Origin of the sequence: Flavobacterium sp. LB2P53 (genome assembly GCF_003970305.1) — a bacterium.
Lineage (GTDB): Bacteria > Bacteroidota > Bacteroidia > Flavobacteriales > Flavobacteriaceae > Flavobacterium.
The window spans coordinates 70,750-79,775 of sequence record NZ_RYDG01000012.1; the positions used below are offsets into that span (position 1 = coordinate 70,750).

5 protein-coding genes are annotated in these 9,026 nt (G+C 36.2%); all 5 read right to left on the reverse strand.

The window, feature by feature from the left end; translation table 11 throughout:
• Positions 1 to 91: 91 nt before the first annotated feature.
• On the reverse strand, positions 92 to 3,064 hold the full coding sequence (secDF, locus tag EKL95_RS13320) for a protein translocase subunit SecDF (protein WP_126564404.1): 2,973 nt from the start codon (positions 3,062 to 3,064) through the stop codon (positions 92 to 94).
• Positions 3,065 to 3,290: 226 nt separating this feature from the next.
• Entirely contained in the window at positions 3,291 to 4,226 is a 936-nt protein-coding gene (gene mdh / locus EKL95_RS13325) for a malate dehydrogenase (RefSeq protein WP_126461042.1), read from the reverse strand.
• Between the two features lie 85 nt (positions 4,227 to 4,311).
• Positions 4,312 to 6,255, reverse strand: a complete 1,944-nt coding sequence (gyrB, locus tag EKL95_RS13330) for a DNA topoisomerase (ATP-hydrolyzing) subunit B (protein ID WP_126461045.1) — start codon at positions 6,253 to 6,255, stop codon at positions 4,312 to 4,314.
• A 184-nt stretch (positions 6,256 to 6,439) separates the two neighbouring features.
• Entirely contained in the window at positions 6,440 to 8,056 is a 1,617-nt protein-coding gene (asnB, locus tag EKL95_RS13335) for an asparagine synthase B (protein ID WP_126564405.1), read from the reverse strand.
• Positions 8,057 to 8,248: 192 nt separating this feature from the next.
• A complete protein-coding gene (locus tag EKL95_RS13340; RefSeq protein ID WP_410503659.1) occupies positions 8,249 to 8,962 on the reverse strand; it encodes an amidohydrolase in 714 nt (237 codons plus the stop codon).
• Positions 8,963 to 9,026 lie beyond the last annotated feature (64 nt).

Genomic DNA, 9,026 nt, shown 5'->3' on the forward strand with positions numbered 1-9,026 from the left:
AAGGAATTAAAATCATGTTTAAAGTTACAAATAAAAAAAGAGATTCAACTTTCGCTAAATCTCTTTTTTTAATTGGTATAAAAAGCTGTTTCTAGTTTTCTAGATGCGCCTTTTCGACTCTGTCTTTATCTTCTTTTGAGATGGTGTCTACAAGTACTGGTGTTGCAATAAACAATGAAGAGTATGTCCCTACAATGATACCAACTAACATAGCAAATATAAATCCTCTGATAGATTCTCCTCCAAAAATAAACATGATCAACAACACCACAATCATCGTCAAAGAGGTATTGATAGTTCTTGACATCGTTGTATTAATAGATTGATTTACGATTTCAGAGAAAGAACCTTTAGTTTTTCCGGCTAAATATTCACGAACCCTGTCAAATACAATAACTGTATCATTCATAGAATACCCAATAACGGTTAGAATCGCAGCGATAAAATGCTGATCGATTTCCATACCAAAAGGCATAAATTTATAGCACAATGAATAAATTCCTAGCACAAAAATAACATCGTGGGCAACAGCAGCAATCGCTCCTAAACTGTATTGCCATTTTCTATAACTGATCATCAAATATAAAAACACGATTGCCATTGCTCCAAGAACCGCCCAATAAGCATTGGTTTTAATATCTTCAGCAACTGTTGGCCCTACTTTAGACGCTTGTAAAATACCGAGTTTTTTACCATCATAAGCATTAACAAATTTATCATACGTCATATCAGCTGAAAAATGTTGTTTTAAAGTAGTAAACAATAATTTATTTACTTCTTCGTCTGCTTTGATTCCTGGCTCTTCCACTTTGTATTTAGTGGTAATTTTCAATTGATTATCACTACCAAAAACTTTTACTTCGGCACTACCATCAAAAACTTCCGCTAGCTCTGCTTTTACGGTTTCAGTTTCAATTGCTTTTTCAAAACGCACCTGAAAAGTTCGCCCTCCTACAAAGTCGACTCCTTCATCAAGACCATTAATAGCTAATGACGTAAAACTGATGATAACAATAATACTAGAAAATAAATACGTCCATTTTTTAACTCCTAAGAAATTAAACTTGAAATTGACAAACATATTTTTAGAGAAATTAGTAACAAACGTCAAATTGTTCTTTTTACTAATGTTCCAGTCAATAAAGATTCGTGCAATAAAAATTGAAGTAAACAATGAGGTTATAATACCGATTAATAACGTAGTAGCAAACCCCTTAATTGGCCCTGAACCAAAAATGAACAATACGGCTCCGGTCAAAATATGCGTAACATTGGCATCCGTAATCGAGGACATTGCTCCTCTCCAGCTATAGGAAGTTTTAACGGCTTCTTCTAGTGTTTTACCCGCACGCAACTCTTCTTTTGCTCTTTCGTAGATAATGATATTCGCATCAACAGCTGTTCCCATTGTCAATACGATACCTGCAATACCTGGCAATGTAAGAACTGCACCAATACTTGCTAAAATTCCGAATAAGAAAAGTAAGTTAACCGCTAATGCAATATTAGCATACCAACCTGCTCTGCCGTAATAAATCATCATCCAGAGTGACACTAAAAGCAATCCTAACAAAGCAGAATTAGTCCCGTTATCAATTGCTTCCTGACCTAAGGATGGCCCTACCACTTCTGACTGAACAATATCTGCGGCAGCCGGTAATTTACCTGCTCTCAATACATTTGCTAAATCTTTAGTTTCTGTAACATCAAAAGCTCCTGAAATTTCAGATCTACCTCCTGAAATTGGACCTGTTGAAACTCCTGGTGCAGAATACACCACATCATCAAGAACAATAGCAATATTACTTTTTTGAGTGTATGCTCTACCTGTTAATTCTTCCCATGCTTTTGCACCTTGTCCGTTCATTTGCATTGAAACTGCTGGTTTACCTGATTGGTCAAAGGTATCACTTGCATCTGTAACCACACCACCAGCCATTGCCGGTACATTGTCTCGGTTTCCTTTTAAAGCATATAATTCTACTGCTTCAACAGCTTTTGCTTTATCGTCTTTAATAGTCAAAGGTTTTCCCCAAACAAATTTCACATACCGCTGGTCTGCAGCCAATAAAACTCTAATATCCGCTCTTTTTAAATATCCGTTTACAACAGCTGTATCTTTTGGAGAGAAAAGTCCCAAAACTGGGCCTCCACCTTGACCAATGATTTTATCAAACAAAGGATTATTTCCTTTTTTTGCGTCAGCTGAATCTTTACCATCCGAAAGCAAAGCGCTCAAAGAATCTTTCACAACAGGTTTAACTTCGGCAATATTGATTTCAGTTTTCTTCAATGACTCGTTAGCTGCCATCAAAAAATTACCAATTTCTTCTATTTTATATGTTTCCCAAAACTCTAGTTGAGCGGTACTTTGTAATAATCTTTTAATTCTGTCTACATCTTTAGCCCCTGGAAGTTCTACAAGAATTCTTCCCGTTTCCCCTAATTTTTGAATGTTAGGTTGGGTAACACCAAATTTGTCTATACGCTCTCTCAATACACCAAAAGCACTTTCTACAGACTCATCTACTTTTCTTTTGATTACTTTTTCGACCTCAGCATCGGTCATTTGAAAATCGACTCCACCTTCACCTTGCAAACTTCTGTTTGCAAAAATATCAGGAGAAGCTAATTTTACGGTCCCTTTTGAATTCGCTTCAAAAGCATTGAAAAATGCATCTAAATAGGTTTGATTTCCTTTTAAATTTGCTGTTGCATCAGCCAAAGATTTATTAAAAACCGGATTTTTTGAGTTATTCGATAAACCTTTCAATATGTCTTTAACAGATATTTGAAGTATTACATTAATACCTCCTTCTAAGTCAAGACCTTTGTTGATTTGCTTATCACTTACTTCGTTATAAGTAAAATTAGTAAACCCAAGGCTAAATACTTTTTCTTTACCAATAGAATCTAAATATTTAGCTTCTTTATCAGGGTTTCCACCCGCAAAAGATTTCGCATCATTTTTAATTTTGCTCGCGACAAAAGTGAACGAAAGTTGGTAAATACTTACCAATGCAAATAGAATTGCGAAAAATTTAATAAGTCCTTTATTCTGCATTATTACTAAAAATTAATTATTTTATATTTATTTATTTTTGCTTTAAACCTTATGAAAGAACACTTTACATTCGTTTTTTATATTATAAAAGAATATATCGAGCTACTTCATTTTTTTTAAACCGAGCAAATATATAATTAACGGTAAGATTAACCAATTTATTTATAGATTAATCTCAAGAAAAAGACTGCAAAGATGCAGTCTTCTCTTTTTTATATGTAAATTTTTATACCAAAATCGATTTTAAAGCGTCATTCATTTGTCTGACAGCGTCTGCACTTTTAGCAAATAAGGCTTTTTCAGCATCATTTAGTTTAATGTCAAGAATTTCTTCTACTCCATTTTTACCAATAATACACGGAACACCAATACAGATATCATCCTGACCATATTCTCCTTCAACGAAAACAGAACATGCAATCATTTTCTTTTGATCATTTAAAATACTATCCACCAAGAAAGCAACGGAAGCTCCTGGAGCATACCATGCCGATGTTCCAAGCAGTCCTGTAAGTGTAGCTCCACCAACCATTGTATCGGCAGCTACTTTTTGCAATTCCTCTTCCGATAGAAATTGTGAAACCGGAATTCCGTTATAAGATGCTAATCGTGTCAAAGGAATCATAGTAGTATCTCCGTGTCCCCCAATAACCATTGCTGAAATATCATTGGCCGGTTTGTCTAAAGCCAAAGACAAATACGTTCTAAAACGAGAACTGTCTAACGCTCCACCCATTCCAATAATTCTGTTTTTTGGTAATCCCGTAGATTTCAATGCCAAATATGTCATGGTATCCATAGGATTAGAAACGACCACTATAATAGTATCCGGTGAATGCTTCAATACATTTTCAGCAACCGTTTTCACGATTCCTGCATTAATTCCTATTAATTCTTCCCGAGTCATTCCTGGTTTTCTTGGAATTCCAGATGTAATTACCACTACATCACTTCCTGCTGTTTTAGCATAATCATTGGTAACACCTGATACTTTGGTATTAAAACCAGTATTGGTAGCACATTGCATGATATCTAACGCTTTTCCTTCAGCAAAACCTTCTCTAATATCCAATAGTACTACTTCGCTGGCAATTCCTCTATAAGAAATCACGTCCGCACATGTTGCTCCTACATTTCCTGCTCCTACAATGGTAACTTTCATATTTTAAAGTTTATTCGGTTATTTGTTAATTTGGTTACTTTTTTTGCGTTATTCTATTAGAATAAAAACGGATGATTACGTTACGTTACGCATCAATATTTGCGTAAACTGCGTTTTTCTCAATAAATTCTCTTCGTGGTGGTACTTCATCACCCATTAACATTGAAAACACTCTATCGGCTTCCGCCAAACTGTCAATAGTTACCTGACGCAATGTTCTAAAACTTGGATCCATTGTAGTTTCCCATAATTGCTCTGCGTTCATCTCTCCAAGACCTTTATAACGTTGAATTCCTGCACTTCCGCCCATTCTTTCATTTGCCTGATCACGTTGCAAATCATTCCATGCGTATTCTTTTTTGTTTCCTTTTTTAACTAAATACAAAGGCGGTGCGGCAATATATACGTGCCCTTGTTCGATTAATTCTTTCATAAATCTAAAGAAGAACGTCAAGATTAAAGTAGAAATATGACTACCATCGACATCGGCATCACACATAATGATTACTTTGTGGTAGCGTAATTTTTCGATATTCAATGCTTTGCTGTCTTCGGCAGTTCCTATTGTAACGCCTAGCGCAGTAAATATATTTCGAATCTCTTCGTTTTCAAAAACCTTGTGATGCATTGCTTTTTCTACGTTCAAAATCTTACCACGCAAAGGTAAAATAGCTTGAAACGCACGATCACGACCTTGTTTTGCGGTTCCTCCCGCCGAATCTCCCTCGACAAGGTATACTTCACATTTTGCTGGATCCTGTTCTGAACAATCTGATAATTTTCCTGGCAATCCACCGCCACCCATTACGGTTTTGCGTTGTACCATTTCACGTGCTTTTTTGGCTGCGTGACGTGCTTGTGCTGCAAGAATAACTTTTTGAACAATGATACGGGCATCATTTGGATTTTCTTCCAAATAGTTTTCAATCATCTCACTTACCGCTTGACTTACAGGAGAAACAACTTCTCTGTTCCCAAGTTTCGTTTTCGTTTGTCCTTCAAATTGTGGCTCCTGCACTTTTACCGAAATAATAGCGGTCAATCCTTCCCGGAAATCGTCTCCTGAAATATCAAATTTCAATTTGTCTAACATTCCGGAAGCATCTGCGTATTTCTTTAACGATCTTGTAAGACCGGTTCTAAAACCTTGCAAATGCGTTCCTCCCTCATGCGTATTGATATTATTCACATACGAGAAAATATTTTCCGTATAGCTGGTATTGTAAATTAACGCCACCTCTACCGGAATTTCTCCTTTTTCATGATCCATAGAAATTACGTGCGCAATAATTGGCTCACGGTTCCCATCTAAGTAACGGATGTATTCTTTTAAACCTTCGTCAGAATGAAATACTTCTGAAACAAAATTTCCGTCTTTATCAAATTCTCTTTTATCCGTAAATGTAATCGTGATTCCTTTATTCAAATAAGATAATTCACGCATACGAGCCGATAAAGTATCATACGAATACTCAATAGTTTGGGTAAATATGCTTGGATCCGGATAAAAAGTAACAATTGTCCCTCTCTTAGTCGTTTCTCCAATTTGCTTAACCGGGTATAATGCTTTCCCTTTTTCGTATTCTTGTTCGTATATTTTACCATCACTACTGTGAACTGTAGCTCTCAAATGGTTTGACAATGCATTTACCACCGAAACCCCTACACCGTGAAGACCACCGGAAACTTTATACGAATCTTTGTCAAATTTTCCTCCGGCACCAATCTTGGTCATTACAACCTCTAATGCTGAAACCCCTTCTTTTTTATGAATTCCTACCGGAATACCACGCCCATTATCTTCAACAGAAACGGATCCATCTTCATTAATATCAACTATTATGGTATCACAATGGCCTCCCATTGCCTCATCAATAGAGTTATCCACAACCTCATACACTAAATGATGCAGACCTCGAACTCCCACATCTCCAATATACATCGAAGGACGCATCCTTACGTGTTCCATTCCTTCTAATGCCTGAATACTATCTGCTGAATAACTGTCCTTCTTGATTTCTTCGCTCATATATATTTTATTCTAAAAAAAATGTACTTTTTGTCTAACACGCAAATATATAAAAACGCAAATTATATAACCGTTAAATTCCCTTTTAAAGCCCTTAAGTTATTAACATTTGTTCATATAATTACAAAAAAACGCTCTCAAAATTGAGAGCGTTCTTCATTTATAAAAAATTTAAATTATTGTTTCAAACTACAACTCCTATTTTGGCAATTTCAGTATCTGCCTGGACGTGTGCCGCATTCGCTCTTCCGCTTGGATCAAGGTTTTCCTGCCATTTTGGAATCCACTTCCTAACCGTTTGTGCCGCACTTACTTGCGGATAATATTTATTAAATACCGACCTGTAAAAATACGCTTCTTTAGTTGTAGGAGAATTATACGGAAATTCAGCTGCAGCTCCGGCTAATTGCTCGTCCGTAACTTGCGTAGCACAATAATCAATTAATTCATCAATCCAATTGTATCCTACTCCATCCGAAAATTGTTCTTTTTGTCTCCACAAAACCTCTTCAGGCAGATACGGATTGTCTGGCGTATCAAATGCTTTTCTTAAAATGTATTTTTCTTTTCCATCGTACGTTTTAGGCATCTTTTCTTCTGCTTTGATGCGAATTGACACATCCAAAAACGCTTTGTCTAAAAACGGAACTCTAGTTTCTAATCCGTGTGCCATCGTTGATTTGTCCGCTCTTAACAAATCGGCGGTAAACAATTTCTGTACTCTTTCAATAGTTTCCTTTTGGAAATCCTCCGCCGAAGGTGCATTTCTAAAATACAAATATCCCCCAAAAATCTCATCGGCTCCTTCGCCTGAGAGCACCACTTTTACACCTAAATCCGTAATCGCTTTCGACAAGAAATACATTGGTGTACTTGCTCTAACCGAAGTCACGTCATACGTTTCTAAATGCCAGATTAATTTATTTAAGATTTTTATTCCTTCTGCAACAGTAAAATGAATTTCATGATGTTCAGTCCCTAAAAATTCCGCTACTTTTCTGGCAGCCGAAGCATCTGGCGCATCCGCATTTAATCCAATAGAAAATGATTGTAATTTTTTGCCGCTTTCCGCCAATAACCTAGAAGCAATTGCTGATGTTAATGAAGAATCCAATCCTCCTGAAAGCAACACTCCAATGGGTACATCGCTCATTAAACGCTTACGAGTTGCTTCAGTCAACGTTTCCCTGATTAAATCCAAATCTAATTCTTGGTCGGCTTTTAAATAATCTTCATATTCCGGTTTGTAATATTTCACAAAACCTGTTTTTTGAGTATAATAATGTCCCGGAGGAAAAGTAGAAAATGTTTTACACTGATCCGCAATAGGTTTCATTTCGGAGGAAAAATAGATTCTTCCTCTTTCGTCCAAACCATAATACAACGGTTTCACTCCCATTGGATCTCTGCCGGCAATAAAATCATCGCCATCTACTACCACAAAAGCCCAGTCGCCATCCAGCATATTGCAAAAATCGTATCCAAACTCTTCGTACAAATGCACAATAACCTCTGAATCTGATTTGGTTCTAAAAGCATGCCTTTTCAACACACCATCTCTCAATTCCTGATGATTGTATATTTCGCCATTATGAACCATATAGGCCGTTTTTGTGCCTTGTATCGGTTGTTTTCCAGAATGTAAATCAATTATAGACAATCGTTCGTGACTTAAAATATGCCCTTTTTCAGTAACATGTAAATCACTTTCATCCGGACCACGATGCGTCATTCTTTTTGAAAGTGCTCCAAACAATTGTTCCTCTTTTCCTCTTCCGATAATGGCTAATATTCCGCACATAACTCTATATTTTTATTTTTTCCCAATTCTAAGTCGACAAATATGCAATAGCAGTTACAAATACAAAACACAATTATGCTATTTAGTTACTATTTAAAACAAAAAAATACGTTTAACATCAAAAATGTAATTTAATTATCAGAAAAACCAAACCTACTATAACAACTATAATTCACAAACGCATCCGCATAATTATTTGACTTTCTTTCCTTTTAAATACGTGTTCGTTGGTTTCATTTTAACTATTTTATTTTCTTTCACTTTCATTAAATCCTGGTCAAACATCACAAAATCAGCCCATTTTCCTACTTCCAGACTTCCTTTTTCTTTTTCTTCAAAATTAGAATAGGCGGCCCAAATAGTCATTCCTCTTAACGTTTCGGCTCTGGTCAACGCATTTTCCATTTGGAAACCACCTTTTGGATATTCCTTACTGTCTTTTCTGGCTACAGCAGCATGAAAAGTAAGCATCGGATTCACTTCCTCTACTGGGAAATCAGTTCCAAGAGCTACCATTCCAGCTTTTTGAAGTAATTTTTTATAAGCATATGCATTTTTCAGCCTTTCTTTCCCCAATCTGTCTTCAGCCCAATACATATCAGATGTAGCATGCGTAGGTTGAACCGAAGGAATAATTCCAAATTTGAAATAGTCAAAATCCGCTTCACGCAAAACTTGAGCGTGCTCAATTTTCCATCTTCGGTCTTTTGTGCCTGTCAAAACTTCTCTGTAAATTTTCAAAATCACCGTATTTGCTGAATCGCCAATGGCATGTGTATTCAACTGAAAATTTGAAGCTGCAATTTGTCTAGCTACATCGCTTAATCCAGAAATTGGTGCCAACAAAGCGCCATATTCGCCTGGCTTGTCGGAATACGGTTTGTGCATGCACGCGCCCAATGTCATTAAGTTAAGGAATTTTATATTGCATCTTTTTGATTTTTAAGCACTAAAGGTCGAATTCGATTTC